Below are 350 nucleotides of genomic sequence, written 5' to 3' on the forward strand. Positions count from 1 at the left end.
GAGTTTTCCAAATTTGCTGACATATTGATTGCAGCACTTTCATACCATCATCTTTTAGAATTTGAAATAGTTCAGCTGGAATTTCATCACCTCCACTAGCTTTGTTTGTAGTGATACTTCCTAAGGCCCACTTGACTTCACATTCCAGGATGTCTGGCTCTAAGTGACTTATCACACCATCGTGATTATCTGTGTCATATAGATCTTTTTTGTATAATTCTTCTGTGTATTCTTGCCACCTCTTCTTAACATCTTCTGCTTCTGTTAGGTCCTTGCCAGTTGTGTCGTGCCTGACATCACTGTCATGACAGAGATTATGTCCTTGGTCTCTGTTGCAAGAAGGTGGATGC

Annotated in this window: 1 protein-coding gene; it reads right to left on the bottom strand. The window is 40.3% G+C overall.

The window, feature by feature from the left end:
- Nucleotides 1-350: hypothetical protein (locus tag ACXIUA_RS00640; RefSeq protein ID WP_457975898.1), on the bottom strand; the 350-nt coding region annotated here is incomplete at both ends.

Source organism: Corynebacterium sp. UMB8791 (assembly GCF_054166365.1).